Genomic DNA, 26,826 nt, shown 5'->3' on the forward strand with positions numbered 1-26,826 from the left:
CGGGGCCGGCGGCGTCCAGACTGGAGCCATCGGTTCTCCCTAGTCTCCTCCTTGTGGGTTTGCCCGGGATCAGACGGCCCCCGACGGCCGCCAGACCCGGGCATTTTTTTGCCCTGGTAATACCAGCGTCGGCAGGGGAACCACTCGACGCCAGCGGCGTCTGACGCTCATCGCGGGTGTATATTGCCCGCCCAGAGGACACGCCTTTCCCATGAGCCAGAAACTCAAGATCGCCGGTTGGATTTCCGTGGGCGCGCTCGCCGGCGCGCTCACCACGGTCTCGCTGCAGACCGTGGCCCGCGGCTCCTTGGCCCCCCTGCCCCTGGAGGAGCTGCAGCAGCTCGCCGCGGTGTTCGGCATGGTCAAGACCGATTACGTCGAGCCGGTCGACGAGAAGAAGCTGATCACCGACGCCATCTCCGGCATGGTCGCCAGCCTCGACCCGCACTCCCAGTATTTCGACAAGAAGTCCTTCAAGGAATTCCGCGAGGGCACCTCGGGCCGCTTCGTCGGCGTGGGCATCGAGATCACCCAGGAAGACGGCGTGGTCAAGGTGGTCTCCCCGATCGAGGGCTCGCCCGCCTTCCGCGCCGGCCTGCAGCCCGGTGACCTGATCACCAAGGTCGACGACACCGCGGTCAAGGGCCTGTCCCTGAACGAGGCCGTCAAGCGCATGCGCGGCGAGCCGAACACCAAGGTGACCCTGACCATCTTCCGCAAGGACGAAAACCGCACCTTCCCGGTCACCATCACCCGCGAGGAAATCAAGACCGTCTCGGTCAAGGGCAAGGTGGTCGAGCCGGGTTACGGCTGGATCCGCCTGTCCCAGTTCCAGGAGCGCACCGTCGAGGACTTCGTGCGCAAGGTCGAGGAGGTCTACAAGGCCGAGCCCAACCTCAAGGGCCTGGTGCTGGACCTGCGCAACGACCCGGGCGGCCTGCTCGATGCCGCCGTCGCCGTGTCCGCCGCCTTCCTGCCCGAGGGCGTGCCGGTGGTCTCCACCAACGGCCAGCTGGCCGAGAGCAAGTTCACCTACAAGGCTGCGCCGGAGTTCTACCAGCGCCGCCCCGGCAATGACCCGCTGCGCCGCCTGCCCGCCGCCCTCAAGTCCGTGCCCCTGGTGGTCCTGGTCAACGAAGGCTCGGCCTCGGCCAGCGAGATCGTGGCCGGCGCCCTGCAGGACCACAAGCGTGCCACCATCCTGGGCAGCCAGACCTTCGGCAAGGGCTCGGTGCAGACCGTGCGCCCGCTCGGCCCCGATACCGCGCTGAAGATCACCACGGCCCGCTACTACACCCCCAGCGGCAAGTCCATCCAGGCCCGCGGCATCGTCCCCGACGTCCTGGTCGACGAGAGCCCGGAGGGCAACATCTTCGCCGCCCTGCGCACCCGCGAGGCCGACCTCGACAAGCACCTGACCTCCGGCCAGTCCGCCGAGCAGAAGGACGCGGCGCTCGAGAAGCTGCGCGAGGAGGCCCGCAAGAAGGCCGAACTCGAGGCGCTGAAGCCGCCGTCCGAACGCCTCAAGGTGCCCGAATTCGGCAGCGACAAGGACTTCCAGCTCGCCCAGGCCCTCAACCAGCTCAAGGGCCGCCCGGTGATCGTGAGCAAGACCCAGGTCATCGAGCGCAAGGACGAGAAAAAGGAAAACTGATCGTCCGGTATGCTCGGCAGGGCCGGCCTTCGCGAGAGGGCCGGCCCTTTCCATTGGCCCCGCTCCCACACGCGCCCGCACGCCCCATGACCGACGACGACCTGCTGCGCTACTCGCGCCATATCCTGCTGGAGGAGGTGGGCGTCGAGGGCCAGGAGCGCATCACGGCCGCCCGCGCGCTGGTGATCGGCGCCGGCGGCCTGGGCTCGCCGGCGGCCCTGTTCCTGGCCAGCGCCGGCGTGGGCCACCTCACCCTGGTCGACGCCGACGTGGTGGACCTCACCAACCTGCAACGGCAGATCGCCCACAGCATGGACCGCATCGGCCAGCCCAAGGTGCAGTCCGCGCGCACCGCGATCGCCGCGCTCAACCCCGGCATCGAGGTCCAGGCCGTGGCCCGCCGCGCCGACGCCGCGCTGCTCGACGAACTCGTGCCGCAGGCCCAGGTGGTGCTCGATTGCACCGACAACTTCAGCACCCGCCACGCCATCAACGCCGCCTGCGTGCGCCACCGCGTGCCCCTGGTCTCGGGCGCGGCCATCCGCTTCGACGGCCAGCTGGCCGTGTTCGACCCGCGCGACGCCGCCGCCCCCTGCTACGCCTGCATGTTCCCGCCGCAGCAGGCCTTCGAGGAGACGCGCTGCGCCACGATGGGCGTGTTCGCGCCGCTGGTGGGGGTGATCGGCAGCCTGCAGGCCGCCGAGGCGCTCAAGCTGCTGGCGCACGCCGGCACGCCCATGACCGGCCGCCTGCTGATGCTCGACGGCCTGCGCATGGAGTGGAACGAGATCCGGGTGCCGCGCGACGCCGGCTGCCCGGTGTGCGGCTCAGCGCCGGCCGCCTGAAGCGGGCGCCGCCGCGGCCGGCGCCGCGGCCTGCCGCAGCACGGCGGCGCAGTCCACGTCCTTGCCCGGGCCGGTCTCCACCGTGGCCGCCAGGCCGAGCAGCGGGTTGATCGCACCCAGCGCCAGGGCCACCCCCGCCCGGGCCGCGACGGCACCCGCGTCGACCCCGGCCTGCGGCCGGCCCAGGGTGCCCGTGAGCACCAGGGGGGAGCGCAGGGTGAGGAAGCTCGGGTCCTTGGGCCGGGGCCGGAACGTCAACGCCAGGGTCTCGTCGGCCAGGCTGATGCGGCCCTCGCCCCAGATCACGGTGTCCGTGGTGTCCAGCACCAGCGTGCGCGCCGCCATCACGCCCTCGCGCACCACGAAGCCGGCGGCCGCGCAGCGCAGGCCGACCTGCTGGTCCCGGCCGCCGAGGAAGGCCAGGATCTCGGCCCCGTCCAGTCCTGCCAGTTCCAGCAGCAGGTTGCTGATGCGGCCCGGCCCCATCAGCAGCGAGACCTCGCCCTCGGAACGCCCCAGCATCTGCGCGAGGTGGGCGCCGCGCCCGGACAGCTGGATGCGCCCCTGCAGCTGGCCGGCGCTGGCCCGCGTCAGCGGCTCGCCGGGCAGCAGCCGGGGCAGTTGCAGGTCCTGCGCGCGCAGGTCCGCCTCGAGCGTGGCGGGCGGCTCGCGGCCATCCACCCGCAGCCGCCCCGCCAGGCGCCCGCCGGCCACGCCGACCTCCAGCGGGTCGAGCAGCAGGTCCCCGGCCTGCAGCCGCACCAGCGCGGACACCCAGTCCAGCGGCAGCTGGCGCACGTTCACCAGCCGCCGCGCGGTGTAGCGGACATCGGCATCCATGGCCCGCAGGCGCTGCGTGTCCAGGGGCACCCGCGGGAGCACGCGCCCGTCCTCCCGCTGCGCGCGCACCCGCTCCAGCCGCGGCGGCCAGCGCAGGCCCACCAGCGGCGCGAGGTCGTCGAAATCCAGCTGGCGGGAGGCCAGCTCGCCCGTCAGCCGGGGCACTGGCATGCCGGCGTCGAAGGTGAGGCGGCCCGTGACGTCGGAGCGGCCGAGGCGGCCCTCCAGGCCGGTGGCGAACCAGCGCACGCCCTGGCGCTGGAGGCGGCCGGCCACGACGTAGGGCGGCGTGGCCGGCAGGACCAGCCCGGCGACCGGGTACAGGTCGGCCAGGTTGCGCCCCTGCAGCCGCACCTGCAGGTCGCTGCCCTCGAAGCCGGCGAGGCTGGCGAGCGTCCCGTTCGCGCGCAGGCTGGTCGCCCCGGCCCGCGCCTCCACCTCCATCGGGAAGGGCTCGCCGTCGCGCCGCGACTGCAGCGCCAGGATCCCGCCGGTGCGGCCGGAGGCCTGGAAGGCCATGCCGCGCCAGCGGCCCTCGACCCGGAACCGCAGGGGCATGGCGGCGGCGCCAGCGCCCTCGTCGGTGGCCAGGCGGGCCACCAGGTCGGCGGCCAGATGGGGGGCGAGGAAATGCACCTCGCCGCCATCCACCTGCAAAGCTTCGACCCGCACCGGCATCGGTCCCTGCGTGCCCTGCGCCCCCAGCCGCCAGGTCTGGCGGCCATCGGCCATCGACTGCAGCCCCAGGCGGGGGCCGGTCAGCCGGGCGTGCTCGATCTCCAGGCGCCCGCGCAGCAGGGGCAGCCACCGCAGGCGCACCTGCGCGGCCTCCACCCGCAGCAGGTCCCGGTCACGGGCCCAATCGGGGTTGCCGACCACGAGGCCCTCGAGGCGGACATGCAGGCGGGTGCCGAGGCCGACCTCGAGGCGGCGGGTGATCTCCACCGGGCGACCGAGCCGCTCGCCCAGGAGCCGGGCCACCGGCCCGCGCGGCAGCTCCCAGGGCAGGAGGGCCGCGAGCAGGACCAGGGCGGCGACCCCGGCCACCACGGCGGCGAGGAGGCGGGCACGCTGCCCGCTCCGGGTCATCTCAGCCCCAGGCCGAACAGCTGGAGCGCCAACTCCCCGGGCTGGCCGAGCGCGATGAGCCCGGCAGCCATCAGGGTGGCCAGAAGTACGACGACAGAGCCCAGAACAGTCTTCATGGCGATGTCCTCCGGCGGGGCGGCAAGCCGGTCCGGCAGGCCCCGGAGCCGGCTCAGTCGATCAGCTTGTTCTTGAGCGCGTAGTAGGTCAGGTCGCTGTTGGACGCCAGGCTCATCTTCTCCATGAGCCGGGTGCGGTAGGTGCTCACGGTCTTGACCGACAGCGACAGCGCCTTGGCGATGTCTCCGGCGGTCTCGCCCTTGGCCAGCTTCAGGAAGACCTGGAACTCGCGCTCGGACAGCTGCTCGTGGGGTGCGCCCCCTTCCTTTCGATTGAGTTGCTGCGCGAGCAGTTCCGCCACCGCGGGCGAGATGTAGCGCCGGCCGAGGGCGATGGTTCGGATCGCGTTGACGATCTCCATCGGCTCGCACTCCTTGTTCAGGTAGCCACTCGCGCCCTGGCGGATCAGGTTCATGGCGTAGTGCTCCTCGGGGTACCCGGAGAGGATCAGGATGCCCACGTCCGGCGCCTTGGCGCGGATCATGCCCAGGGCATCGATGCCGCTCTGGCCCGGCATGGACAGGTCCATCACCAGCACGTCGAGCTCGGTCGTGCGCACCAGGTCGATGGCCTCGCGCCCGCTCGCCGCCTCGCCCACCACGCGCAGGTCCACCTGCTCGGAGAAGAACTGCCGCAACCCCGAACGCACGATGGCGTGGTCATCCACGATGCCGACTTTGATCATGTCCGTCCTCTTTCCTCACCTGTTGATGCGCGGCCCCAAGGTCAACCACAATGGGTTCACGCGGACCGACAAACGAATTCATTTTATGCACAACGGGTCGAACATGGAGCCATTCCGATGGACAGGCGCAGGATCTCGCGGCTGACCCTGAGCCTGCTGCTGCCGGTGCTGGCGGTGGGTGCGCTCCTCGTCATCAACGAGGTCGGCTTCCGCCGATCCAGCCAGGCGCTGGAGGCGATCGCGCAGGCGGCCCACACGCGCAGCACGCTCAATCGCCTGCTGCAGCAGATGCTCGATGCGGAGACCGGCTCGCGCGGCTACCTGCTCACGGGCGAGGCGCGCTACCTGGCCCCATACAGCGCCGCGGTGGGCGAGGTGGGCGAGACGCTGGCCGTCCTCGCGCGAGCCTACCCCGAGGGCGCCCCCGAGGCGCAGCGGGTCGCGGCCATGACCGCCGACACCCAGCGCAAGCTCGCGGAGATGGAGCTGTCCGTGCGCATGCGCCAGCAGGGCAACGAGGACGCCTGGAAATTCGTGCTCCTGACCGATGTCGGCAAGCAGCACATGGACGCGATCCGCACCAACGCGACGCAGCTGATCGCGCAGGCCAGCGCGCGGGTGGAAGGCAGCCAGGCGCAGGTCCAGACCTCGCTGCTGCTCGGGCGCCTGGGCATCGCCGTGGTGACGCTGGTGGCGCTCGTCGCGTTCTACCTGTACCGCCGGCAGACCCGGCTGCTGGAGGATGCCGGCGAGCGCCAGCAGCGCGCGCTGCAGCTGGAGCGGGACCAGCTCGAGCAGGTGGTGCGCGAGCGCACCGCCTCGCTCGCCGAACTCGCCACCCACCTGCAGCAGGTGCGCGAGCAGGAGCGCGGCCACCTCGCCCGCGAACTGCACGACGAACTCGGCGCCCTGCTCACGGCCGCCAAGCTCGACGTGGCCCGCCTGCGCTCGCGCGTGGGCGCGAGCTCGCCGGAGGTGGCGCAGCGGCTGGAGCACCTGGTCGACACCCTGAACCGGGGCATCGCCCTGAAGCGCCGCATCATCGAGGACCTGCGCCCCTCGGCCCTGGCCAACCTGGGGCTCACCGCCTCGCTCGAGATCCTTGCGCGCGAGTTCGGCGAGCAGTACGGCATCGAGGTCGCCACCAGCCTCGAGTCCGTGCGGCTGGACGAGGCATGCGACCTCACCGTCTACCGACTGGTGCAGGAATCGCTCACCAACGTCGCCAAGTACGCGCGCGCCCGGCAGGTCGACATCAGCGTGCATGGCTACGGCAACCTGGTGGAAGTCTGCGTGCGGGACGACGGCGCCGGTTTCGACGCCGCGTCGGTACGCCCCTCCACCCACGGCCTGGCGGGCATGCGCCACCGGGTCGAGGCCGCCGGCGGCCGCCTGACCGTCACCTCCGCGCCCGGCGAGGGCACCCGCGTGGTGGCGACCTTGCCGCAGGCGCCGGCCCGCCCCCCGGAGCGCGCGTTCACGCCCGCCGCGAACTGAGCGCGTCCTACAGCGCAGCGGCCCGAAGGCCGACGGCCGATCAAGCCGGCGGCCGATCGGCAATGGATGACCTTGAAACGTAGGCTGTCGGGAGCGGCCGCCCTCCCCTGCGGCCCCCCAAGCCTTCGCCCTGCCTTCGAGGAGCACGCCATGACCCCACGCCGCCCCCCACCCGCCGCCGCGCGCGCCGCCTCGGCGCGCTCGCTGGCCGACGAAGCCGCCGCCACCGGCAGCGGCATGCTGGAAGGCACGCGCGAGTTCGCGGCCCAGGCCCTGGAGCGTGCCGCCCATGCCGTGCGCGACCTGCGCGAGGGCGTGGCCGGCACGGCCCATGCCGCGCAGCGGCGCGTGGGCCTGTATGCCGACGCCACCAGCCGCTACGTCGCCGAGCAGCCGCTGAAATCCGCGCTGTTGGCGGCGGCGCTCGGCGCGCTGTTGATGGCGGCCCTGCTGGCCACGCGCCGGGGCGGCAGCCGCTACTGACACCACCGGCCGGCCCCATGCTCCACCCGATCTTCTCCGTGCTCGTGCGGCGGCCCGACCTGCTGGTGGACCACCTGGCCGCCTACGCCGCGCTCGCGCGCGAGGAGGCCGCCACCACCGGCGGCGAGGTCGCCCGGCGCGCCCTCGCCTGGGCCGTGGCGGTGATGGCCTTCATCGCCTTCCTCGTGCTCGCCGGCACGGCCGCCATGGTCGGCGTGATGCTGGACCGGTTCCACTGGATGCTGCTGCTGGCGCCGGGCACGGCCCTGGCGCTGGCGGCGGTGGCCTTCGTCCAGGCGCGCCGCAAGCTGCCGCAGGCGGCCTTCGCCGAGCTGCGCGCGCAGCTCGATGCGGACGCCCGCGCGCTGCGCACGCTGGGGTCGTCGCCATGAGCCGCGGCGCGCAAGGCCGCCCATGACCGCGGCGAGCGAACGCCTGGCCCGCACGCGGCTGGCGATCATCGACGAAGCCTGCGACCAGCGCCGCGGCCGCGCGGGCGACAGCGGCGCGGCGTGGGGCACGGCCTCGCGCTGGCAGCGCGTGCGGACGGCCGCACGGACCTGGTGGCAGCAGCACCCCGCGCACCAGGCCGCCGATATCGCCGGCCCCCTGCTCGCCGCCTGGTCGCGCCGCCACCCGGGCAAGCTGCTCGCCCTCTCGCTGGCCGCCGGCGCCGCCCTGGTGCTGGCGCGTCCCTGGCGGCTGGTCTCCATCACCGGGCTGCTGCTGGCGGCCCTGCGCTCGCCGCAGCTGTCGGCGATGCTGATGTCGGCCCTGTCCACGCCGGAACCGGCAGCCTTCGGGGCCGGCTCCGGAGTCCCCCCACCCGAAGAAAGGAGTACCCCATGAAGAACACCCTGAACCGGCACGCGCGCGCGCTCGCGCTCGCTGCCCTGACCGGGCTGGCCCTGGGCACCACCGGCTGCACCGTGATGCGCGGCCAGTCCACCGTCGGCACCTACGTCGACGACGCCGCCATCACCGCCAGCGTGAAGGCCAAGCTGCTCGAGGACAAGACCACCGGAGGCATGTCCATCAACGTCGACACGCTCAATGGCACGGTGGCCCTGTCGGGCTTCGCCAAGTCGCAGGCCGAGCGGACCCAGGCCGAGGCGCTGGCCCGCAGCACCAAGGGCGTGCGGGACGTGCGCAACAACCTGATCGTGCGGCCTCCCGCCTCCTGACCTGACGCCCCCGGCGCCGGCGCATGCGCATCTTCCGCTGCGACCACTGCGGCAACGCGCTGTACTTCGAGAACACGCAGTGCCTGCAGTGCGGCAGCACGCTCGCCTTCCTGCCCGGGCGCATGGAGCTGTGCGCCATCGAGCCGGCAGGCGATGCGCCGGGCCTGTGGCACCGGCGCGACGGCCGCCGCTGGCGCCACTGCCTCCACCGCGAGGGCACGCGGGCCTGCAACTTCGCGGTACCGCAGGAGGACCCCAACCCGCTGTGCGTGTCGTGCCGGCAGACCCGGGTGTTGCCGGACCTCGCGGACTCGGCCAACCTCGAGCGCTGGCAGCGCATCGAGGCCGCCAAGCGCCGGCTGTTCTTCACGCTGGCGCGCCTGCGCCTGGTGGCCACCGAGCCGCCGGGCGGGCAGGCGGACGGGCCGGCCTACGAGTTCAAGCAGGACCTGCCGGGCGAGCCGGTCCTCACCGGCCACGCCGGCGGCGTGATCACGCTCAACGTGGCGGAGGCCGACGACGCCGAGCGCATGCGCCGGCGCGTCGCGCTGCACGAGGCCTACCGCACGCTGCTGGGCCACCTGCGGCACGAGTCGGGCCACTACTTCTGGGACCGTCTGGTCGATCAGGCCGGCCGCCATGACGCGTTCCGCCGCGCCTTCGGCGACGAGCGCGCCGACTACGGCCAGGCCCTGGCGCGGCACCATGCCCGCGGCGCGCCGGCCGACTGGCCGCAGGGCTTCGTCAGCGCCTACGCCACCGCCCACCCCTGGGAGGACTGGGCCGAGACCTGGGCACACTACCTGCACATGGTGGACCTGCTGGAGACGGCCGCCTCCTTCGCGACCCGCGTCTCGGTGCCCGGTGCCGACGCCGCGGACGACCCGGCGCCGGACCCGTTCGAGGCCGGCCCCGTCGACTTCGACGCCCTGGTGGCCGCCTGGGTCCCGCTCACGCTCCTGGTGAACAGCCTGAACCGCAGCCTCGGCCAGGAGGACGCCTACCCGTTCGCACTCAGTCCCGGCGCGCTTGTCAAGCTGCGATTTGCCCACAACCTCATCGCCTGCCGGAATTAATCCTGTTCAATCCGGCCGGGCGATGGCTCAATGGAAACCCTAATCACTTTTCACTGACCGGAGCCCCCATGAAGCGCGACGCAGCACTGCCCCCTCAACCGATCAGCGAGGACGTGCTGCGAGAGAAGTACTGCAAGGGGGACGAGAAGGGCGAGCAGGAAGTCTTCGAGCGCGTGGCCCGCGCCCTGGCCAGCGTCGAGGCCGAGCCGCTGCGCGAGACCTGGCAGGCGCGCTTCCTGGCCAACCTGCGAGCCGGCGCGATCGGCGCGGGCCGCATCATGAGCGCCGCCGGCACCGACCTGCAGGCCACCCTGATCAACTGCTTCGTGCAGCCCGTGGGCGACTGCATCCAGGGCGTGGACGACGAGGGCTACCCCGGCATCTACGAGGCGCTGCGCGAGGCCGCCGAGACCATGCGCCGCGGCGGCGGCGTCGGCTACGACTTCTCCCGCATCCGCCCCACCGGCGCGCGGGTGCGCGCCACCGCCTCGCTGGCCTCGGGCCCGTGCAGCTACATCGACGTCTTCGACCGCTCCTGCGCCACCGTCGAGAGCGCCGGTTCGCGCCGCGGCGCCCAGATGGGCGTGCTGCGCATCGACCACCCCGACGTGCAGGACTTCATCGTCGCCAAGCGCACCCCCGGGCGCTGGAACAACTTCAACGTCTCGGTGGCCGTGACCGACGCCTTCATGCGCGCCCTCGACGCCGACGCCGACTGGCAGCTGGTGCACCGCGCCGCCCCCGGCCCGGGCCTGCTGCAGGCGGGCGCCCACCAGCGCGCCGACGGCCTGTGGGTCTACCGCACGGTGCGCGCCCGCGAGCTGTGGGAGAAGGTCATGAAGTCGACCTACGACTTCGCCGAACCCGGCATCCTGTTCCCCGACACCATCAACCGCGACAACAACCTGGGCTACTGCGAAACCATCGCCGCCACCAACCCCTGCGGCGAGCAGCCCCTGCCCTCCTACGGCTGCTGCGACCTCGGCCCCATCATCCTGCCGCGCTTCGTGCGCAATCCCTTCGGCATGGGCGGCCTGGCGGCCTTCGACTTCACCGCCTTCACCCAGGCCGTCGCGGTGCAGGTGCGCGCCCTGGACAACGTGCTGGACCTCACCTGGTGGCCCCTGGACCCGCAGCGCGACGAGGCCATGGCCAAGCGCCGCATCGGCGTGGGCTTCACCGGCCTGGGCGATGCCCTGGCCATGCTGGGCGTGCGCTATGACGCCGAGGAGGGCCGCGACATGGCGGTGCGCATCGCGCGCAGCCTGCGCGACGCGGCCTATGCGGCCTCGATCGAGCTGGCGCGCGAGAAGGGTGCCTTCCCCGCCTTCGACGCCGACGGCTACCTGCGCGAGGGCAGCTTCGCCAGCCGCCTGGACGACGGCCTGAAGGCGCAGATCCGCGCGCACGGCATCCGCAACAGCCACCTGCTGTCGATCGCGCCCACCGGCACGGTGAGCCTGGCATTCGCCGACAACGCCTCCAACGGCATCGAGCCGGCCTTCTCCTGGACCTACACCCGCCGCAAGCGCGAGGCCGACGGCTCCACCTCCGAGTACCGCGTCGAGGACCACGCCTGGCGCCTGTTCCACGCGCTCGCCGGCGCCGATGCGCCGCTGCCCGCCAGCTTCGTCACCGCGCTGGAGATGCCCGCGGCGCAGCACCTGGCCATGATGGCCGCGGTCCAGCCCTATGTGGACACCGCCATCTCCAAGACGGTGAACGTGCCGGCCGACTACCCCTACGAGGACTTCAAGGACCTGTACCGCCAGGCCTGGCAGGCACGGCTGAAGGGCCTGGCCACCTACCGTCCCAATGACATCCTGGGCGCGGTGCTCACCACCGACGCGCCGGCCGCCGCCTCCAAGCCCGCCGCGGCCGACGAGGGCCCGGACCCGATGCGCAGCATGATCGGCAGCCGCCCGCGCGGCGCCCTGCCCGCGGTGGCCGAGAAGGTCGAGTACTGGACCCAGCAGGGCCGACAGACGCTGTACATCGTGGTGTCCTTCCTGCCGGTGGGCGATGGCCGCGAGCGCGCCATCGAGTTCTTCATGCCGGTGGGCCAGAGCGGCGAATCGCAGCAGTGGATCACCGCCAGCATGCGCCTGCTCTCGCTGGCCGCGCGCGGCGGCTTCCTGGACCGGGCGCTGGCCGACATGCGCAAGGTCGCCTGGGACCGCGGACCGGTGCGCCTGGGCACCTACACCCGCGCCGACGGCGCCCAGGTGCCGCTGTGGCACGACTCCGAGGTGGCCGCCATCGCCTGGGCGGTGCAGAACATCATCGCCCACCGCAACGGCCAGGCCGTGCCCTCGCTGGCCACGCCGGACGCGGCGCCCGCCCCCGGCGCGCAGGACGGCGTGATCGCCGGACGCAAGTGCCCCGAGTGCGGCGCCCACGCCATGATCCGCAAGGACGGCTGCGACTGGTGCAGCCAGTGCGGCCACCTGGGCAGCTGCGGATGACGCTGTCGCCCTCCGCCGCGTTCGAGCAACCCTTCGAGATGCTGGACGCGTGCCATGAGCGCGTGCAGCGCATGCTGCGCCTGCTCGAGCGCCTGCGCGCCCATGTCGCCGCGCACGGGGCCGACGCGCAGGCCCGGCAGGCGGCGCGCGACGTCATGCGCTACTTCGACCTCGCCGCGCCCCAGCACCACCTGGACGAGGAGCGCCATGTCTTCCCGCCCCTGCTGGCCGCCGGCGACCCGGAACTCGCCGCCGTGGTGCGGCAGCTGCAGCAGGACCACGCGCGGATGGAGGCCGACTGGGCCCATGCCCGCGAGGTCCTCGCCGGGCTCGCCGGCGGGACCCTCGCCACGCTGGACGCCGCCCAGGGCGCATCGCTGGAGGCCTTCGCGGCGCTGTACGCCGACCACATCGTCGCGGAGGACCGCGTGGCCTACCCGGCCGCCCGCGAGCGGCTGGACGCGGCAGCCCTCGCCGCCATGGGCCAGGACATGATGCAGCGGCGCGGCGTGCGCTGAGCCGCCGGCCCACCCGGGCCGGCAGGGCCGCCACGCCGCGGGCCTCAGCCCGCCCTGACCTGCAGCTGGTTGTTCACCGACCGCACGTCCCTGACGTTGCGGGCGATCTCGCCGGCGCGGGCCCGCGCCGCCGCCGTCGGCGCCGACCCCGACAGGGTGACGACGCCCTCGCGCGTGTCGACATCGATGCGCAGGGCCGACAGGTCCTTGTCGGCGGACAGGCCGGCCTTGACCCGGGTCGTGATCTGCGCGTCCTCCATCCGCGCCCCGGCCGCCGAGGCGGCCTCGCGGGCCTCGCGGCCGGCCCCCATGACGCTGGTGCGCGCATCGTCCGCCGCTTCGCCGGCGCGGCCCAGGGCCGAGTCGACCTGCTGGCCGACGGTGCGCCCCTCCTCGCGCTCGCCGCAACCGGCCAGCAGGGCCGCCGCCGCCAGGGTGGCCGCCGCCAGGCGGCCCGTGCGGGGGGAATGGTTCATGGCAGTGTCCCGTGTGTTGCTGCGACCCGGCCACTGTAGGCACGCCACCGGCCCGCGCGCCGGCGCCGGGCGCCCGAGCCGGCGTAGGACAAGGCTGCACCGGACCGGCCCGCCGCCCTGCCCGCCGGCAGCGATGCCGCCTGGCCGCGGGTGCACCCGGCGACGCGGTTAAGCTCGGGACCCATGCCCAAGCTCGAGCCATGGTTTCCGTTCCTGCGCTGGCCACGTCCCGATGCCGCGCTCCTGCGCGGCGAGCTCGTCGCGGCGCTGACCGTGGCCGTGGTCATGATCCCGCAATCGGTCGCCTACGCCGGCCTGGCTGGCATGCCCCTGGTCACCGGCCTGTACGCCACCTTCCTGCCGATGCTGGCCGCCGTACTCTTCAGCCGCTCGACGCGCCTGTCGGTCGGTCCGTCGGCCCTCACCAGCGTGCTGGTGGGCGCCTCGCTGGTCGGCCTGGCGCCGCCGGGGTCGGCGCAGTGGGTGGCGCTGGCGGTATGGCTCGCGCTGCTGGCGGGCGTCATGCAGCTGGCGGTGGGCGCAAGCGGCTCGGCGTGGGTCCTCAACCTCGTGAGTTCGCCGGTGCTGGCGGGCTTCAGCCAGGCCGCGGCGGTCCTGATCATGGCGTCCCAGCTGCCGGCCCTGCTCGGGCTCAAGGGGCCCCTGTCCAGCCTGCTGCAGTCGCCGGCCTTCGACCTCGAGGCGCTGGGCTACGGCCTGGCCAGCGTGGTGCTGTTCGAGGCGGCCAAACGCCTCGCGCCGCGCCTGCCCATGGCGCTCGTGGTCCTGGCGGCCAGCGCCGGCCTGAGCGTCGCCACGGGGTACGCGGCCCGCGGCGGCTCCGTCATCGGCACGCTGCCGGCGGGCTTCCCGGCCTTCTACTGGCCGGGCCTGCCGGCGTGGGACAGCCTCCTCGCCCTGCTCGCGCCGGCGCTGGTGATCGCCCTGGTCAGCTCGCTGGAGATGGCCGCCAGCGCCAAGATCGAGAACCAGAAGGAAGGCCTGCGCTGGGATGCCAACCAGGACCTGGTCGGCCAGGGCGTGGGCAAGCTGGTTTCCGCGCTGTCCGGCGCCTTCCCCACCAGCACCTCGTTCTCGCGCTCCGCAATCACGCTGCATGCCGGCGCGCGCACGGGCTGGGCGACGGTCTGCGCCACGGTCATCGTGCTGCTGGTGCTCCTGTTCCTCACCCCGGCGCTGCACCATGTGCCCAACGCGGTACTGGCCGCCATCGTGGTCACCGCGGTCGCCGGCCTGATCCGGCCTAGCCTGTTCGTGAACCTGTGGCGGCTGCACCGCGTGGAGGCGGTGACCGCGGGCATCACCTTCGCCGTCACCCTCGCCTCGGCGCCGCGCATCTACTGGGGCGTGGTCACCGGCGTGGGGCTGGGCCTGGTCCACTTCCTCCACCAGCGCCTGCACCCGCGCATCATCGAGGTCGGCCTGCACCCGGACGGCAGCCTGCGGGACCGGCACCTGTGGAAGCTCGCGCCGATCGCGCCCCAGACCTACGCCCTGCGCATGGACGACGCGCTGGACTTCGCCTCGGCCTCGTCGCTGGAGCGCACGGTGATGGAGCACCTCGCGGCGCACCCGGACGTGCGCCACGTGTGCCTGTTCGCGCAGCCGATCAACCGCATCGACGCCACCGGCGTCGAGGTGTTCGGCCAGCTTCGCCGGCACCTGACCGGTCGCGGCATCACGCTGCATGTCAGCGGCATCAAGCTGCCGGTGGAGAAGATGCTCGAACGCGCGGGCGCGCTCGAGCCCGGGCCCCTGCTGCGGCTGTACCGCACCGACGTCGACGCGCTGGTGGCGTTCGGCCGGCTCAGCCCCTGAGGCCCGGGCGTCCCCCGGCAAGCCGTCAGGCCGTGACGATCCAGCCCTCAAGCGGGTCGAGGTCCGCGGGCAGCCCCCAGGCCGGCGGCCCCTCGCGCTCGGCCCATGCCGCCTGCACCAGGCACAGCGTGGCGTCGAGGCTGTCGCCGCTGGCGTCGTCCACCAGCGCGTCACGCTGCGCGTGCGAGAGCTTCAGGCGCAGCCCGAGGCGGGTGCGGCCGGTCTCCAGGGCGGCGATGAGGTCCTTGCGGGCGATCAGCCGCTCGGGCGTCTGCTTGGCGGCGTCGTCGCTCTTGTAGCTGCGTCGCTCCAGCACCTCGCGCGCCAGCAGGCCCGGGTAGGCCTCCAGCGCCACGCGGCGCGGGTCGCCCGGCTGCAGGCCCGGCAGGTCCACCCCGGCCTGCAGCAGCAGCGGCACCGCGGCGTGCAGCATGTAGGCCACCGGCGGGTTGACCCATTTCATCGAGGGGCTGGAGCCGGCGCGCCGGTCGAAGGCGCGATGGGCGAACTTGCCGCCGGCGGGGCGGGCATCGCAGAACGCGGCGAAGGTCTCGCGGATCTGCGCGCGGGTGAGGCCGGCATAGTGCGCCATGCAGCCCGCCCAGTCGGTGGGCCAGCCGAGGTGCTCCACCAGCTCGCGCGGCAGGCCGAAGGGAACGTCGAAGCCGCCGACCCAGTCACCGGGCTGCGCCAGCCACTGCGCAAAATCGTCCAGCGTGGGCAGGGCCTGCAGCCGGTCCAGGCGGACGACATCGCCGCTGCGCCGGCCCAGGGCCAGCACGATCGGCTTGCGGCGCGTGGGGCTGCTGGAGAAGTCGCAGCCCAGGAGGATGCGGGTCATGCCCGCCGGCTCACGCCCGGCCGCAGATGGCGGCCGTGGCCATCAGGTCCTCGAGCAGCGCCAGCGAGACGCGGCCCGAGACCGCGTACGGGTCCAGCTCCGGGCGCTCCGAGTACTTGAGGAGGATGGAGTGGTTCACCTTGCTCACGTTGACCTGGCCCATCGTCCAGCCGCCGAAGCGGCGCTCGCTGATTTCCTCGTAGTGCAGCAGGGCCACGTCCTGGTGGCGCGGGTCCTTCTGGATGTGGCCGAACAGCTCCGAGACCGGCATGCGGCCGCCCTCGATCGCCTGCAGGAAGATGCCCCCGCCGTAGCAGAGGATGCCCGTGATGCCGGTCACGGGGTTGTGCTGGCGCGACTGCGCCAGGATGGATTCGATCGCGGCGGGACTGGTGTCCACGGCGCGGCTGCAATAGAGCAGGCGGACCAGCATGTCAGGCTCCCTGGGGGACTCGCGGGCTTCAGGACTTGGGGATCAGCGCGAGGAATTCGCGGCGCAGGGCGGGGTCCTTGAGGAACACGCCGCGCATGACCGAGTTGATCATGCGGCTGTCCATGTCCTTCACGCCGCGCCATGCCATGCAGTAGTGGCTGGCCTCCATCACGATGGCCAGGCCGTCGGGCTGGGTCTTCTCCATGATCAGGTCGGCCAGCTGCACCACGGCCTCCTCCTGGATCTGGGGGCGGCCCATCACCCACTCCGCCAGCCGGGCGTACTTGGACAGGCCGATCACGTTGGTGTGCTCGTTGGGCATCACGCCGATCCAGATGCGGCCGATCACCGGGCAGAAGTGGTGGCTGCAGGCCGAGCGCACGGTGATCGGGCCGACGATCATCAGCTCGTTCAGGTGCTCGGCGTTCGGGAACTCGGTGATGCTCGGCGCCTTCACGTAGCGGCCGCGGAACACCTCGTTGACGTACATCTTGGCGACGCGCCGCGCGGTGTCGGCGGTGTTGTGGTCGTTGGAGGTGTCGATCACCAGGCTGTCCAGGACCGCCTGCATCTTCGACTCGACCTCGTCCAGCAGCGCCTCGAGTTCGCCGGGCTCGACGAACTCGGCGATGTTGTCGTTGGAGTGGAAGCGCTTGCGCGCGGCCAGCACGCGTTCGCGGATCTTGACCGACACGGGGATGCCGGCATCGGCCTCGGCCGCGGGAGCGTTGGGGGTCGGGTCAGCTTTCATGAGCATGGCGGATGCTAACACCGGGGGCCGGCGGGCCCGCATCGAGGGCCAATCGAGGCCGAAAGTAGACAAGCCTCGGTCACAGGTACTTCTTGCCCTGCACCAGCAGCGCCAGCCGCATCAGGCCCAGCGCCAGCCGCTCCAGGACCCGCTGGCGCAGCGGCCGTTTCGCGTACTGCACCGGGTCGGTGGCCTGGCCGTGCAGGCGGATCGCCTGCAGCAGCCGCTCCCGCAGCAGGGTGGCGAACTCCGGGTCCTCGACGACCACGTTGGCCTCGCGCGCCAGCAGCAGGCTCAGCGGGTCGAGGTTGGAGGAGCCCACCGTGGCCCAGCGCCCGTCGACCACCGCCACCTTGGCATGCAGGAAGCTTGGCGAGTACTCGTGGATCTCCACGCCGGCCCGCAGCAGGGAGTCATAGACGGGCCGCGACGCGTAGTACTGCATGAAGTACTCGTAGCGCCCCTGCAGCAGCAGGGTCACGCGCACGCCGCGGCGGGCGGCGCGCACCAGCGCCTGGCGCAGCCGCCGGCCCGGCACGAAGTAGGCATTGGCGACCAGCACCTCGTGCTGCGCCCGGCCGATGGCGCGCAGGTAGGCCGACTCGATGTGGGCGCGGTGCGAGAGGTTGTCCCGCAGCAGCAGCGCGGCCCGCGCGCCGCCGCGCCCGCGGGACTGCCGCGCCGGGCGCATGCGCAGGGTCTTCAGGGCATCTGCCAGGGCCTGCGGGCGCAGGGTGTGGACGGCGCGCACCCGCCGCCAGACCTGCTCGATGGTGCGGCGCACGTCGGCCACCAGCGGGCCGCTCACCTGCACGGAGAAGTCCAGCCGTGGCGCCTCGAGCGTGCCGTGGTTGGGGTCGTGCAGGTCGTCCAGGATGTTGATCCCGCCGCAGAAGGCGACCGCGTCGTCCACCACGCACAGCTTGCGGTGCAGCCGGCGCCAGCTGCCGGGCCACAGCACGCCCAGGCTGCCCACCGGGGCGTAGACCTGCCAGTCCACCCCGGCCTCCTGCAGGCGCTGGCGCCAGGCGGCGGGCACATGCGGCGTGCCGAAGCCGTCGACCACCACCCGCACCGCCACGCCCCGGCACGCGGCGCGCTCCAGGGCCTCGGCCACGGCGACGCTGCTGCCGGTGAAATCGAAGATGTAGGTCTCGAGCCAGACGCCATGCGTGGCCGCGTCGATCGCCCGCACCATCGCCGGGAACAGCTCCGCGCTCCCCTCGAGCAGCAGCAGCTCGTGGCCCGCGCGCAGCGATGGCAGGCGCAGCGGCATCAGCGCCTCAGAACGTGAACTCCGCGATCAGCGGCAGGTGGTCGGACATGCGTCCCCAGGCGCGCCCCCGGGGCACGCTGATGCCGCGCGGCGCCAGGCCGCGCGCGTAGATGTAGTCCAGCTGGGTCAGGGGAAGGCGCGAGGGGTAGGTGGCCACGCGCCCGGGGTGCGCGTCGCAGCAGTCGGCCAGGCCCAGGCCGGCCATGGGCTCGCGCAGCTTGCGGCCCCAGTCGTTGAAATCGCCCGCCACCAGCAGCGGCAGGTGCGCCGGCACCTCGCGCGCGATGTAGTCCCCGAGCCGGTCGACCTGCCGCCGGCGGCTGCCGGCGATGAGCCCCAGGTGGACCACGATGGCATGCAGCGGCTGCCCGTGGACCTCCAGCTCCACGTGCAGCAGGCCGCGCTGCTCGAAGCGGTGGTCCGACATGTCCTCGTGGCCGTGCGTGACCACGGGCCAGCGCGAAAGCAGCGCGTTGCCATGCTCGCCGTGGCGGGTGGTGGCGTTGGTGCGGTAGACGCTGGCGTAGCCGTCGGGCGCGAGGAACTCGGCCTGCGGCAGTTCGGGCCAGCGGGTGAAGTACTGCTCCTCGCGCCGGTGCAGCTTGCGCACCTCCTGCAGGCAGACGATGTCGGCGTCCAGCGACTCGACGGCATGGCCCAGGTTGTGGATCTCCAGGCGGCGGGCCGGGCCGAGGCCCTGCACGCCCTTGTGGATGTTGTAGGTCGCGACGCGAAGCAGCCGGGTCATGAGATGAATTCTGGCAGCAGCAGGATGGCCTCGGCATTCGACGGCGAGAAGCAGGCGTCGGCCGCCTCGCGCCAGGGCAGCCAGCGGAACTCGGTGTGCTCGCGCGGCTCGAGGGTGACCGGCGTGCCGGCCGGCACGCACAGCCCGAATACATGCTCGGTGTTGCGGCTCACGCCCGGCGCGTAGCGGTGGCGCCAGCGCGGGTAGATCTCGTAGACGTTGGCCAGGCGCCAGTCCGCCAGGCCGGCGTGCAGCGGCGAGCCGGGGCGGCAGTCGATGCCGGTCTCCTCGAGCACCTCGCGCCAGGCGGTCTCGCGCAGGTCCTCGCCCGCGTGGTCCTTGCTGCCGGTGACGGACTGCCAGAACTCGCCCTCGGCGTCGGCGCGGCGGATCAACAGCACGTCCAGCGCGGGGGTGTGGATCACCACCAGGACGGATTCGGGGATCTTGAAGGGACGGGGTTCGGACACCGGTGGCAAGTGCATCGCGCGCCATGCGGGATCGGTGGGTGGCAGGGCGCGCTGGTCGCGGCCATTCTAGCCACCGGCCATGAAAAAGGGGCGCCGTGGCGCCCCTCCTCGCGATGCCGCCGGGTCAGGCCGGCTGCGGGTTGCGCAGGCGGATATGCAGCTCGCGCAGCTGCTTTTCGTCGACCGGGCCGGGGGCCTGCGTCAGCAGGCACTGGGCGCGCTGGGTCTTGGGGAAGGCGATCACGTCGCGCAGGCTCTCGGCGCCCGTCATCAGCATGACGAATCGGTCCAGGCCGATGGCAATGCCGCCGTGCGGGGGCGCGCCGTACTGGAGGGCGTCCAGCAGGAAGCCGAACTTCAGCTGGGCCTCCTCGGCGCTGATCTTCAGCGCGCGGAACACCTTGGACTGCACGTCCTCGCGGTGGATACGCACCGAGCCGCCGCCCAGCTCGATGCCATTGAGCACCGCGTCGTAGGCCTTGGCGATGCAGCGGCCCGGGTCGGTCTCGAGCCAGTCCTCGTGGCCGTCCTTGGGCGAGGTGAAGGGATGGTGCACGGCGTTCCAGCGCTGGGCGTCGTCGTCGTACTCGAACATCGGGAAGTCCACCACCCACAGCGGCTTCCACTGGCCCTCGACCAGGCCATGGGCCTTGCCGAACTCGCTGTGGCCGACCTTCACGCGCAGCGCGCCGATGGCGTCGTTGACGACCTTGGCCTTGTCGGCGCCGAAGAAGATCAGGTCGCCGTCCTGGGCGCCGGTGCGCTCCAGGATGGAGGCGATGGCGGCGTCGTGCAGGTTCTTGACGATCGGGGACTGCAGGCCGTCGCGGCCCTTGGCCACCTCGTTGACCTTGATCCAGGCCAGGCCCTTGGCGCCGTAGATCTTGACGAACTCGGTGTAGCCGTCGATCTCACCGCGGCTCATGTCGCTGCCGCCGGGGATGCGCAGGCCCACCACGCGGCCGTCGGCCTGGTTGGCGGGGCCGGAGAAGACCTTGAAGTCCACGTCCTTCATGACGTCGGTCAGCTCGGTGAACTCCAGCTTCACGCGCAGGTCCGGCTTGTCGGAGCCGTACAGGCGCATGGCGTCGGCGTGCTTCATCACCGGGAAGGCCGGCAGGTCCACGTCGATCGCGTGCTTGAAGGTGCTGCGGATCATGCCCTCGAACATGTCGCGGATCTCTTCCTCGGTGAGGAACGAGGTCTCCACGTCGATCTGGGTGAACTCGGGCTGGCGGTCGGCACGCAGGTCCTCGTCACGGAAGCACTTGGTGATCTGGTAGTAGCGGTCGTAGCCGGCCACCATCAGCAGCTGCTTGAACAGCTGGGGCGACTGGGGCAGCGCGAAGAAGTTGCCGTCATGCACGCGCGAGGGCACGAGGTAGTCGCGCGCGCCTTCGGGGGTGCTCTTGGTCAGCATCGGCGTCTCGATGTCGATGAAGCCGTTGGCGTCCAGGAATTTGCGGACCTCCATCGTGACCTTGTAGCGCAGCATCAGGTTGTTCTGCATGTACGGCCGGCGCAGGTCCAGCACGCGGTGCATCAGGCGCGTGGTCTCGGAGAGGTTCTCGTCGTCGAGCTGGAAGGGGGGCGTGACGGAGGCATTGAGCACCGTCATCTCGTGGCACAGGACCTCGATCTTGCCGCTCTTGAGGTTGTCGTTGGTCGTGCCTTCCGGGCGGGCGCGCACCAGGCCCTTGATCTGCACGCAGAACTCATTGCGCAGGCCTTCGGCCGTCTTGAACATCTCGGGGCGGTCGGGGTCGCACACCACCTGGACGTAGCCTTCGCGGTCACGCAGGTCGACGAAGATCACGCCGCCGTGGTCGCGCCGGCGGTTCACCCAGCCGCACAGGGTCACGGTCTGGCCCAGGTGGGCCTCGGTCACCAGACCGCAGTAGGTCGTACGCATTTTCTGACTGGACATGGAAACAGCTTCCGGCGCCTCGGGGGCGCGTTACTTGATGGGGGGTTGGGCGGGCGCGGAGGGCACGACCACGCCCATGGAAATGACATAGCGCAGCGCCTCGTCGACGGTCATGCGCAGTTCGATGCAGTCGCTCTTGCGAAGCATCACGAAGTAGCCGCCCGTGGGGTTGGGCGTGGTGGGCACGTAGACGCTCAGGTACTCGCCCGGCAGGTGGTTGGGGACGTCGCCGCCCGGCGAGCCGGTGACGAAGCCGATGGTCCACACCCCCGGGCGCGGCCACTCGATCAACACCGCGGTACGGAAGGCGTTGCCGCTCTCGGAGAACAGCGTGTCCGAGACCTGCTTGACGCCGGAATAGATCGAGCGCACCACCGGGATGCGATTGAGGACGTTGTCGCCCCAGGCCACCAGCCGGCGGCCGATGAAGTTGCTGGTGACGGCGCCCACCAGCAGCAGGATGCCCACGGCGAGGAGCACGCCCAGGCCGGGAATGTGGATCCCCAGCAGCCGGTCAGGATGCCAGGCGGTGGGCAGGATCAGGAGGGTCTGGTCGAGGGTGCCCAGGATCCACTGCAGCACCCAGACGGTGATGGCCAGCGGGAGGACGACCAGCAGGCCGGCGAACAGCCATTTGCGAAGGCGGGGCATCACCGTGGGGCCCGCCTCAATGACAGGCGCAGGAGCCGCCGCAGCCGCCGGCGGCCGCCACGGGCGCGTCGGACGACGAGGAGGAGGCGCCGGCGTCGGCGGGCTTGGCGTCGGAGGAGCCCGACGGGCCGGAGGCCGCGGCCGTGGAGGACGAGGCGGGCGTGCTGCTCGAACCGCCGCCGCGGAAGTCGGTCACGTACCAGCCGGAGCCCTTGAGCTGGAAGCCGGCGGCCGTCAGCTGCTTGCTGAAGGACTCGCCACCGCAGGCGGGGCAGGTGGTCAGGGGCGCGTCGGAGATCTTTTGCAGGACGTCCTTGGCATGGCCACAGGAGCCGCATTTGTAGGCGTAGATGGGCATGGCAGGGGTGGGAGGTGCAAAGCCTTCAATTATAGGCGGGGCCCGGAAATCCAAGATCCGGCCGGGCCGCCCGCGCCCAGGGGCGCGGTGCAGGCCTTGCGGCGCTCAGGTTCCCGCGAGCTTGTGGTGCGAGGCGTGGGTGTTGGGGATCGCCTGCGGCCCCAGGGACCCCACCAGCATGCCGGCCAGGCTGGCGAGCAGGCCGGCGAGCTGCGCCGGGAAGACCTCGCTGGCCGGCGTGGCCAGGAACAGGAGCCACGTGAGCAGGCCCAGGACGATGGCGAAGATCGCGCCCTGGGTGGAGGCACGCTTCCAGTACAGGCCGAACACCAGGGGAATGAAGGCGCCCACCAGGGTGACCTGGTAGGCGCCGGACACCATCTCGTAGATGGACGTGCCCTGCATGCGGATCGCGTAGGCCAGCACCAGGCAGCTGAAGGCAAGCACCGTCAGGCGCATGGTGCGCAGCTCGTTGCGGTCGCTGGTGCGGGGGTAGAACTGGCGCCAGATGTTCTCGGTGAACGTGACGCTGGGCGCCAGCAGGGTGGCGGAAGCGGCGGACTTGATCGCCGACAGCAGTGCGCCGAAGAACAGCACCTGCATCACGAAGGGCATCTTCTGCAGCACCAGGGTGGGCATGACCTTCTGCGGGTCGACCTCGAGCAGGCGGGCCGACTCCTCGGGCATCACCAGCAGCGCGCTGGCCACAATGAACATGGGCACGAAGGCGAAGAGGATGTAGCAGGCCCCGCCGATCACGGCGCCCTTGCGGGCGGCGCCCTCGCTGTTGGCGGACATCACGCGCTGGAACACGTCCTGCTGCGGGATGGAGCCGAGCATCATGGTCACCGCCGCGGCGATGAAGAAGGCGATGTCGGTGAAGGTGGGCTCGGGCCAGAACTTGAACAGGTCCTTGCTCGCGGCGAAGGCGATCACCTTGTCGGCGCCGCCGGCCAGGTTGCCGGCGAAGACCGCGATCACCGCCAGGCCCACCACCAGGATGATCATCTGGATGAAGTCGGTCAGGGCCACCGACCACATGCCGCCGAACAGGGTGTAGGCCAGGATGGAGACCACGCCGATGGCCATGCCCGCCGGCACCGAGATGGCGCCTGCGGACAGCAGGTTGAACACCAGGCCGAGCGCCGTGACCTGGGCGGACACCCAGCCGAGGTAGCTGACGATGATGATCAGGGAGCAGGTGATCTCCACCGCCCGCCCGTAGCGCTCGCGGTAGTAGTCGCTGATCGTCAGCAGCGTCATCTTGTACAGCTTGCCGGCAAAGAAGAGGCCCACCAGGATCAGGCAGGTACCGGCGCCGAACGGGTCTTCGACGATGCCGCCCAGGCCGTGGTTGATGAACTTGGCGGGGATCCCCAGCACCGTCTCGGAGCCGAACCAGGTGGCGAAGGTGGTGGTGATCACCATGGCCAGAGGCAGGTGGCGTCCGGCGATGGCGAAATCGGCGGTGTTCTTGACGCGCTTGGCCGCCCACAGGCCGATGCCGATCGTGACCAGCAGATAGACGATGACCAGCGTCAGCAGCATGGGGAGGGATCCTCAGGGGTTGGAACGGCCGGGATTATCGGGGGTGCGGCGCAAGCGCCCCTCAGAACAGGGATACCCGCACGATGACCTGCATGGCCAGCAGGCCCAGGGCGAAACCCAGGCCGCCGAAGACGATGGCCTGCAGCAGCCGGTTGGTGCGGCGCTGCTCCGAGATCAGCTCCTGCAGCTCGCGGCGGCCGTGGCCGGCGTCGCGCCGCTGGAGGAAGTCGTGCAGCAGGCGCGGCAGGTCGGGCAGCAGCTTGGCGTACAGGGGCGCCTGCGCCTTGAGCTCCTTCCAGAAACGCTGCGGCCCCACCTGCTCCAGCATCCAGCGCTCCAGGAAGGGGCGCGCGGTGGTCCACAGGTCCAGGTCGGGATCGAGCTGGCGGCCCAGGCCCTCGATGTTCAGGAGGGTCTTCTGCAGCAGCACCAGCTGCGGCTGGATCTCCACGTGGAAGCGGCGCGAGGTCTGGAACAGGCGCATCAGCACCATGCCCAGGGAGATCTCCTTGAGCGGTCGGTCGAAGTACGGCTCGCACACCGCGCGGATCGCGGCCTCGAGCTCGTCGACCCGCGTCTGCGGCGGCACCCAGCCCGACTCGATGTGCAGCTCGGCGACCCGCTTGTAGTCACGGCGGAAGAAGGCGGTGAAGTTCTGCGCCAGGTATTCCTTGTCGAACTCGGTGAGCGTGCCGATGATCCCGAAGTCCAGGGAGATGTAGCGCCCGAAGGTCTTCGGGTCCAGGCTCACCTGGATGTTGCCCGGGTGCATGTCGGCGTGGAAGAAGCCGTCGCGGAACACCTGGGTGAAGAAGATGGTCACGCCGTCGCGCGCCAGCTGCTTGATGTCCACTCCGGCCTCGCGCAGGCGGTCGACCTGGCTGATCGGCACACCGTCCATGCGCTCCATCACCATCACCTCGGGATGGCAGAAGTCCCAGAACATCTCGGGCACCAGGACCAGGCCCAGGCCGTCCATGTTGCGGCGAAGCTGGGCGGCATTGGCGGCCTCGCGCACCAGGTCCAGCTCGTCGTGCAGGTACTTGTCGAACTCGGCGACCACTTCGCGCGGCTTGAGCCGGCGGCCGTCGGCGGACAGGCGCTCGACCCAGCCCGCCATCATGCGCATGAGGTCCAGGTCCTTCTCGATCACGGGCAGCATGCCCGGACGCAGCACCTTCACGGCCACGTCGCGCAACTGGCCGTCACGGGTGCGCAGGGTGGCGAAGTGCACCTGCGCGATCGAGGCGCTCGCCACCGGCTCGCGCTCGAAGCTGGTGAAGACCTCGTCCACCTTGCGGCCGAACGCGCGCTCGATGGTGGCCACCGCCACCGCGCTGGGGAACGGCGGCACGCGGTCCTGCAGGCGGGCGAGTTCCTCGGCGATGTCGGGCGGCAGCAAGTCGCGGCGGGTGGAGAGCACCTGGCCGAACTTGACGAAGATCGGCCCCAGTCGCTCGAGCGCCTCGCGCAGGCGCTGGCCGCGGGGGGCATCCAGCCGCCGGCCCAGGCGCACCAGCCGCGTCATCGCGCGCAGCCAGGGGTGCTGGAAGCTGCTCAGGGCGAGCTCGTCCAGCCCGAACCGCAGGACGATCCAGACGATGTAGGCGCCGCGCAGGTACCGCGTCATGCGCCGCCACCCGGCCGGGGCATGGCGCCGACGAAGCGGCGGACCGCCTCCGCCATGGCGCGGGCTCCCTCGCACACGGTGTGGGCCTGGGCGTCGCCGAGCACGCGGGCGAGGTCCTCCTCGGCATCCCAGCGCACGTGGTCGACCAGCCAGTTGATTTCGGCAGCAAGCTGCACGTCGCCAGCGATTCGCACCTCGGGCTTGTCACCGCGCAGGGCGGCCTGGGTGAGGTCCCAGGGGGATTCCTGGGTCAGGGTGAGGGTGAGGTCCGGGCCACGTCCGGCCGGGGCCAGGTCGAACAGGCCGGCCGGCGTGGTTACCAGCCGCAGGGTGTAGTGGCGCCAGGCGACCTCCACCACCCGCCCCTTCTGCCGCGCCAGGCGGGCCTGGGCCTCGGGCTCCTGCGCCAGCACGTGATTGAGCACCAGCACCAGGCGGCGCTGCGATTCTTCCACCACCCAGGGGGGCGGCTGCAGCGCCTCGGCGGCCTTGCCGGCCAGGGCTTCCAGAAATGCGAAGGGGGACTGTGTCGCCATAGCCCCCCATTATTTCAGCAGACGCCGGCACTTCCGCCGGCACAGGCCTTCGCGCGTGCCTTATTGCAAGGCCTGCACGCCCGCCACCAGCCAGCCGGCGCTGCCGTCACGCGGCTTGGTCATGTTCCAGACCTCGCGGAACGGGCTCGGGCCGGCCGAGGGCTCCTCGCGGATCATGCCGGAGAACTCCACGCTGGCCATGTAGCCATCGCCCAGGTCCTCGATGCCCAGGAGTTGCGCCTCGAGCATCACCACGTCGGTGCGGTTCGCCTCGGTGCCGCGGTGGCTCTCGCGCTCGGCGAGTTGCGCCTTGATCTCGGACACCATGCCATCGGTCATCATCGAGCGCAGGACAGCCACATCGGAGCGGTCCCAGGCGTCCTGCAGGGTGATGAAGTTGCGCTTGGCGGCCGCCTCGAAGCCAGCCACGTCGAAGTCGGCGGGGATGCTCCAGTTCGGCGAGCCGGCCAGGGCCGAGCCGATGCGCAGGCCGGCGGCGGCAGGGGCCGGGGCGGCTTCGAAGGCGGCGCCTTCCTGCTCCCAGGGGCGGGCCGAGGCGTCGTTGCCGACCTTGGCGGGGTTGTACTGGCGCGGTGCGCTGGCCATGTCCGCCGGCGCGCCGGCGCCCTGGAGGGCGTAGGGGCTGGCCGCCTGGGCGGCGGCGCCGCGGCGCGAGCGCATCACCAGGCCGATCACCACCATGATGACCAGGGCCAGCAGGCCGAACAGCAGGAACTGGCCGAACTCGGCGCCCAGGCCCAGGCTGTGGGCCAGCCAGGCCAGGCCGAGGCCCGCGGCCAGGCCGCCGAGCATGGCGCCCCAGGGGCGCTTGGGCGCGGCGGCGGCCGGCGGGGTGGCGGCGGCCGGCGCGGGCCGGGCGACGGCGCGG

At 71.8% G+C, this 26,826-nt stretch carries 27 protein-coding genes; 11 read left to right on the forward strand and 16 right to left on the reverse strand.

All coding sequences use genetic code 11. The annotated features are described in order from the left end of the window. Positions 1 to 211 precede the first annotated feature (211 nt). Both ACT80S_RS08740 and ACT80S_RS08745 read left to right on the forward strand, forming a co-directional pair. Positions 212 to 1,654 (forward strand): S41 family peptidase, encoded by a 1,443-nt coding sequence (locus tag ACT80S_RS08740; RefSeq protein WP_377415177.1) that lies wholly within the window; start codon positions 212 to 214, stop codon positions 1,652 to 1,654. Between the two features lie 86 nt (positions 1,655 to 1,740). Continuing rightward, positions 1,741 to 2,499, forward strand: coding sequence for a HesA/MoeB/ThiF family protein (locus ACT80S_RS08745; protein ID WP_377415179.1), 759 nt, complete (start codon positions 1,741 to 1,743; stop codon positions 2,497 to 2,499). On the opposite strand, the gene ACT80S_RS08750 is transcribed toward ACT80S_RS08745, so the two are convergent. Together ACT80S_RS08750 and ACT80S_RS08755 are read right to left on the reverse strand one after the other, a co-directional pair. Then, entirely contained in the window at positions 2,482 to 4,428 is a 1,947-nt protein-coding gene (locus ACT80S_RS08750) for an AsmA family protein (protein ID WP_377415181.1), read from the reverse strand. The two genes, ACT80S_RS08745 and ACT80S_RS08750, sit on opposite strands and share 18 nt — an antisense overlap. Positions 4,429 to 4,597: 169 nt before the next feature. Then, on the reverse strand, positions 4,598 to 5,230 hold the full coding sequence (locus tag ACT80S_RS08755; protein ID WP_377415183.1) for a response regulator: 633 nt from the start codon (positions 5,228 to 5,230) through the stop codon (positions 4,598 to 4,600). A gap of 117 nt (positions 5,231 to 5,347) precedes the next feature. Here ACT80S_RS08755 and ACT80S_RS08760 point away from each other — a divergent pair, with 117 nt between their 5' ends. The 8 genes from ACT80S_RS08760 (at position 5,348) to ACT80S_RS08795 (ending at position 12,453) form a co-directional block, all read left to right on the forward strand. Next, entirely contained in the window at positions 5,348 to 6,727 is a 1,380-nt protein-coding gene (locus tag ACT80S_RS08760) for a CHASE3 domain-containing protein (RefSeq protein ID WP_377415185.1), read from the forward strand. Between the two features lie 150 nt (positions 6,728 to 6,877). Next, positions 6,878 to 7,210, forward strand: a complete 333-nt coding sequence (locus ACT80S_RS08765) for a hypothetical protein (protein WP_377415187.1) — start codon at positions 6,878 to 6,880, stop codon at positions 7,208 to 7,210. A gap of 17 nt (positions 7,211 to 7,227) precedes the next feature. Next, entirely contained in the window at positions 7,228 to 7,602 is a 375-nt protein-coding gene (locus ACT80S_RS08770) for a hypothetical protein (RefSeq protein WP_377415189.1), read from the forward strand. 22 nt (positions 7,603 to 7,624) lie between these two features. Continuing rightward, positions 7,625 to 8,059 (forward strand): hypothetical protein, encoded by a 435-nt coding sequence (locus tag ACT80S_RS08775; protein WP_377415191.1) that lies wholly within the window; start codon positions 7,625 to 7,627, stop codon positions 8,057 to 8,059. Next, entirely contained in the window at positions 8,056 to 8,394 is a 339-nt protein-coding gene (locus ACT80S_RS08780) for a BON domain-containing protein (protein WP_377415193.1), read from the forward strand. Before ACT80S_RS08775 ends, ACT80S_RS08780 begins: the two co-directional genes overlap by 4 nt. A 23-nt stretch (positions 8,395 to 8,417) precedes the next feature. Next, the gene (locus tag ACT80S_RS08785) at positions 8,418 to 9,470 is read left to right on the forward strand and encodes a zinc-binding metallopeptidase family protein (protein WP_377415195.1); all 1,053 of its coding nucleotides are present in this window, start codon (positions 8,418 to 8,420) and stop codon (positions 9,468 to 9,470) included. A 68-nt stretch (positions 9,471 to 9,538) separates the two neighbouring features. Further along, positions 9,539 to 11,935 carry an adenosylcobalamin-dependent ribonucleoside-diphosphate reductase gene (locus tag ACT80S_RS08790; RefSeq protein WP_377415198.1) on the forward strand — a complete coding sequence of 799 codons (2,397 nt, stop codon included), beginning with the start codon at positions 9,539 to 9,541 and terminating at the stop codon, positions 11,933 to 11,935. Continuing rightward, on the forward strand, positions 11,932 to 12,453 hold the full coding sequence (locus ACT80S_RS08795) for a hemerythrin domain-containing protein (RefSeq protein WP_377415200.1): 522 nt from the start codon (positions 11,932 to 11,934) through the stop codon (positions 12,451 to 12,453). The genes ACT80S_RS08790 and ACT80S_RS08795 overlap by 4 nt, the downstream gene beginning before the upstream one ends. 44 nt (positions 12,454 to 12,497) lie before the next feature. Here the strand turns inward: ACT80S_RS08795 and ACT80S_RS08800 are convergent, their stop codons facing one another. Beyond that, a complete protein-coding gene (locus ACT80S_RS08800; RefSeq protein ID WP_377415203.1) occupies positions 12,498 to 12,929 on the reverse strand; it encodes a BON domain-containing protein in 432 nt (143 codons plus the stop codon). Positions 12,930 to 13,112: 183 nt separating this feature from the next. On the opposite strand from ACT80S_RS08800, the gene ACT80S_RS08805 reads away from it, so the two are divergent. Beyond that, a complete protein-coding gene (locus ACT80S_RS08805) occupies positions 13,113 to 14,768 on the forward strand; it encodes a SulP family inorganic anion transporter (protein ID WP_377415205.1) in 1,656 nt (551 codons plus the stop codon). Between the two features lie 25 nt (positions 14,769 to 14,793). On the opposite strand, the gene ACT80S_RS08810 is transcribed toward ACT80S_RS08805, so the two are convergent. The 13 genes from ACT80S_RS08810 to ACT80S_RS08870 all read right to left on the reverse strand — a co-directional run. Further along, entirely contained in the window at positions 14,794 to 15,609 is an 816-nt protein-coding gene (locus ACT80S_RS08810) for a DUF429 domain-containing protein (protein WP_377415207.1), read from the reverse strand. 10 nt (positions 15,610 to 15,619) lie between these two features. After that, a complete protein-coding gene (locus ACT80S_RS08815; protein ID WP_377415209.1) occupies positions 15,620 to 16,042 on the reverse strand; it encodes a BLUF domain-containing protein in 423 nt (140 codons plus the stop codon). Between the two features lie 28 nt (positions 16,043 to 16,070). Further along, a complete protein-coding gene (gene folE, locus ACT80S_RS08820) occupies positions 16,071 to 16,799 on the reverse strand; it encodes a GTP cyclohydrolase I (RefSeq protein ID WP_377415212.1) in 729 nt (242 codons plus the stop codon). 73 nt (positions 16,800 to 16,872) lie between these two features. Next, complete coding sequence (gene clsB / locus ACT80S_RS08825) at positions 16,873 to 18,069, reverse strand: cardiolipin synthase ClsB (protein WP_377415215.1); 1,197 nt, start codon at positions 18,067 to 18,069, stop codon at positions 16,873 to 16,875. A gap of 7 nt (positions 18,070 to 18,076) precedes the next feature. Further along, complete coding sequence (locus tag ACT80S_RS08830; RefSeq protein WP_377415218.1) at positions 18,077 to 18,817, reverse strand: endonuclease/exonuclease/phosphatase family protein; 741 nt, start codon at positions 18,815 to 18,817, stop codon at positions 18,077 to 18,079. Next, positions 18,814 to 19,287 (reverse strand): dihydroneopterin triphosphate diphosphatase, encoded by a 474-nt coding sequence (gene nudB / locus ACT80S_RS08835; protein WP_377415220.1) that lies wholly within the window; start codon positions 19,285 to 19,287, stop codon positions 18,814 to 18,816. The genes ACT80S_RS08830 and nudB overlap by 4 nt, the downstream gene beginning before the upstream one ends. Positions 19,288 to 19,411: 124 nt before the next feature. Beyond that, positions 19,412 to 21,214 (reverse strand): aspartate--tRNA ligase, encoded by a 1,803-nt coding sequence (gene aspS, locus ACT80S_RS08840; RefSeq protein ID WP_377415222.1) that lies wholly within the window; start codon positions 21,212 to 21,214, stop codon positions 19,412 to 19,414. 30 nt (positions 21,215 to 21,244) lie between these two features. Continuing rightward, entirely contained in the window at positions 21,245 to 21,865 is a 621-nt protein-coding gene (locus tag ACT80S_RS08845) for a DUF502 domain-containing protein (protein WP_377415224.1), read from the reverse strand. Positions 21,866 to 21,881: 16 nt separating this feature from the next. Then, positions 21,882 to 22,223 carry an FmdB family zinc ribbon protein gene (locus ACT80S_RS08850; RefSeq protein WP_377415226.1) on the reverse strand — a complete coding sequence of 114 codons (342 nt, stop codon included), beginning with the start codon at positions 22,221 to 22,223 and terminating at the stop codon, positions 21,882 to 21,884. A gap of 105 nt (positions 22,224 to 22,328) precedes the next feature. After that, positions 22,329 to 23,771, reverse strand: coding sequence for a sodium:solute symporter family protein (locus tag ACT80S_RS08855; protein WP_377415229.1), 1,443 nt, complete (start codon positions 23,769 to 23,771; stop codon positions 22,329 to 22,331). 61 nt (positions 23,772 to 23,832) lie between these two features. Next, positions 23,833 to 25,401 (reverse strand): ubiquinone biosynthesis regulatory protein kinase UbiB, encoded by a 1,569-nt coding sequence (ubiB, locus tag ACT80S_RS08860; protein ID WP_377415231.1) that lies wholly within the window; start codon positions 25,399 to 25,401, stop codon positions 23,833 to 23,835. Next, complete coding sequence (locus tag ACT80S_RS08865) at positions 25,398 to 25,937, reverse strand: hypothetical protein (RefSeq protein WP_377415234.1); 540 nt, start codon at positions 25,935 to 25,937, stop codon at positions 25,398 to 25,400. Before ACT80S_RS08865 ends, ubiB begins: the two co-directional genes overlap by 4 nt. 60 nt (positions 25,938 to 25,997) lie before the next feature. Further along, a partial coding sequence (locus ACT80S_RS08870; protein ID WP_377415237.1) for a Tim44 domain-containing protein occupies positions 25,998 to 26,826 on the reverse strand: 829 nt, incomplete at its 5' end.

It is taken from the genome of Ramlibacter sp. MAHUQ-53, from assembly GCF_052600055.1.

What these genes read in the sequence shown, in the direction of transcription:
- ACT80S_RS08830 (WP_377415218.1), bottom strand. Translation starts at nt 18,817, where the DNA reads ATGACCCGGCTGCTTCGCGTCGCGACCTACAACATCCACAAGGGCGTG.
- ACT80S_RS08795 (WP_377415200.1), top strand. Translation starts at nt 11,932, where the DNA reads ATGACGCTGTCGCCCTCCGCCGCGTTCGAGCAACCCTTCGAGATGCTG.
- ACT80S_RS08810 (WP_377415207.1), bottom strand. Translation starts at nt 15,609, where the DNA reads ATGACCCGCATCCTCCTGGGCTGCGACTTCTCCAGCAGCCCCACGCGC.
- ACT80S_RS08850 (WP_377415226.1), bottom strand. Translation starts at nt 22,223, where the DNA reads ATGCCCATCTACGCCTACAAATGCGGCTCCTGTGGCCATGCCAAGGAC.
- ACT80S_RS08745 (WP_377415179.1), top strand. Translation starts at nt 1,741, where the DNA reads ATGACCGACGACGACCTGCTGCGCTACTCGCGCCATATCCTGCTGGAG.
- ubiB (WP_377415231.1), bottom strand. Translation starts at nt 25,401, where the DNA reads ATGACGCGGTACCTGCGCGGCGCCTACATCGTCTGGATCGTCCTGCGG.
- ACT80S_RS08775 (WP_377415191.1), top strand. Translation starts at nt 7,625, where the DNA reads ATGACCGCGGCGAGCGAACGCCTGGCCCGCACGCGGCTGGCGATCATC.
- ACT80S_RS08755 (WP_377415183.1), bottom strand. Translation starts at nt 5,230, where the DNA reads ATGATCAAAGTCGGCATCGTGGATGACCACGCCATCGTGCGTTCGGGG.
- ACT80S_RS08805 (WP_377415205.1), top strand. Translation starts at nt 13,113, where the DNA reads ATGCCCAAGCTCGAGCCATGGTTTCCGTTCCTGCGCTGGCCACGTCCC.
- ACT80S_RS08845 (WP_377415224.1), bottom strand. Translation starts at nt 21,865, where the DNA reads ATGCCCCGCCTTCGCAAATGGCTGTTCGCCGGCCTGCTGGTCGTCCTC.
- ACT80S_RS08815 (WP_377415209.1), bottom strand. Translation starts at nt 16,042, where the DNA reads ATGCTGGTCCGCCTGCTCTATTGCAGCCGCGCCGTGGACACCAGTCCC.
- folE (WP_377415212.1), bottom strand. Translation starts at nt 16,799, where the DNA reads ATGCTCATGAAAGCTGACCCGACCCCCAACGCTCCCGCGGCCGAGGCC.
- ACT80S_RS08865 (WP_377415234.1), bottom strand. Translation starts at nt 25,937, where the DNA reads ATGGCGACACAGTCCCCCTTCGCATTTCTGGAAGCCCTGGCCGGCAAG.
- ACT80S_RS08780 (WP_377415193.1), top strand. Translation starts at nt 8,056, where the DNA reads ATGAAGAACACCCTGAACCGGCACGCGCGCGCGCTCGCGCTCGCTGCC.
- ACT80S_RS08750 (WP_377415181.1), bottom strand. Translation starts at nt 4,428, where the DNA reads ATGACCCGGAGCGGGCAGCGTGCCCGCCTCCTCGCCGCCGTGGTGGCC.
- ACT80S_RS08800 (WP_377415203.1), bottom strand. Translation starts at nt 12,929, where the DNA reads ATGAACCATTCCCCCCGCACGGGCCGCCTGGCGGCGGCCACCCTGGCG.
- ACT80S_RS08760 (WP_377415185.1), top strand. Translation starts at nt 5,348, where the DNA reads ATGGACAGGCGCAGGATCTCGCGGCTGACCCTGAGCCTGCTGCTGCCG.
- clsB (WP_377415215.1), bottom strand. Translation starts at nt 18,069, where the DNA reads ATGCCGCTGCGCCTGCCATCGCTGCGCGCGGGCCACGAGCTGCTGCTG.
- aspS (WP_377415222.1), bottom strand. Translation starts at nt 21,214, where the DNA reads ATGTCCAGTCAGAAAATGCGTACGACCTACTGCGGTCTGGTGACCGAG.
- ACT80S_RS08790 (WP_377415198.1), top strand. Translation starts at nt 9,539, where the DNA reads ATGAAGCGCGACGCAGCACTGCCCCCTCAACCGATCAGCGAGGACGTG.
- ACT80S_RS08855 (WP_377415229.1), bottom strand. Translation starts at nt 23,771, where the DNA reads ATGCTGCTGACGCTGGTCATCGTCTATCTGCTGGTCACGATCGGCATC.
- ACT80S_RS08740 (WP_377415177.1), top strand. Translation starts at nt 212, where the DNA reads ATGAGCCAGAAACTCAAGATCGCCGGTTGGATTTCCGTGGGCGCGCTC.
- ACT80S_RS08765 (WP_377415187.1), top strand. Translation starts at nt 6,878, where the DNA reads ATGACCCCACGCCGCCCCCCACCCGCCGCCGCGCGCGCCGCCTCGGCG.
- ACT80S_RS08785 (WP_377415195.1), top strand. Translation starts at nt 8,418, where the DNA reads ATGCGCATCTTCCGCTGCGACCACTGCGGCAACGCGCTGTACTTCGAG.
- ACT80S_RS08770 (WP_377415189.1), top strand. Translation starts at nt 7,228, where the DNA reads ATGCTCCACCCGATCTTCTCCGTGCTCGTGCGGCGGCCCGACCTGCTG.